This is a genomic window from Chromobacterium alticapitis (genome assembly GCF_002924365.1).
Classification (GTDB): domain Bacteria; phylum Pseudomonadota; class Gammaproteobacteria; order Burkholderiales; family Chromobacteriaceae; genus Chromobacterium; species Chromobacterium alticapitis.
The window spans coordinates 1-678 of record NZ_PQWB01000204.1 but is presented as its reverse complement, the minus strand read 5'-3'; the positions used below and the strand labels follow the sequence as shown (position 1 = coordinate 678).

At 63.0% G+C, this 678-nt stretch carries 1 protein-coding gene; it reads right to left on the bottom strand.

The genetic code is table 11. From position 1 onward, the window contains the following. The coding region (locus C2I19_RS21410; RefSeq protein WP_146056927.1) for an IS5 family transposase at positions 1 to 678 on the bottom strand (678 nt) is incomplete at both ends.

Below are 678 nucleotides of genomic sequence, written 5' to 3'. Positions count from 1 at the left end.
TTCAGCCAGCCGAAGCATTCCTCGATCCGTTTGCGTCGCCGCTGGCTGATCGCGTAACCCTCATGGCGCGTGGTGCGGCTGTCGATGGCGCTGCCGGCACGCTTGCGCGCTACGTGCGGCGTGATGCCCAAGCCTCGGCAGCCGTTCACGAAAGCAGGCGTGTCGTAGCCCTTGTCCGCGCCGACTGTGCTGCCTTTCTTGGCATTGCGCAGCAACAGGTTCAGCGCTTCGACGTTTTCGGCGTGGCCATTGACCTCGGACACCGAGACGTCCACAACCAAACCGTTGCGGTTCTCGGTCAGGATATGGGCCATATGGCACAAGCGGCTGGCGTCGCCGGCGCTCGTGCGGGCCAGTCGCGCTTCCGGATCGGTTCGCGATTGATGCGTCTGGTTGCTTCGCTTCTCGCCCCGGAAATCGACGTCCGGGTTGCGCCCTGCGGGTGGGGACGTGTCGTCATCCTTGTGAACAAAGCTTTTGTGCGAAGCCCAGGCATCGATCAGTGTGCCGTCGACGCTGAAATGTTCGTCGCTGGTGAGCTTGCCCCACTCGGCCAGGCTGCGTACGCGAATGAAGAAGGCGCGGGCGACGTCTTCGGTAAACAAGCGGTCGCGATTTTGCGAGAAGGTCGAGTGATCCCATACGCGGGCATCGGCGGAAAGGCCGACGAACCAGCGA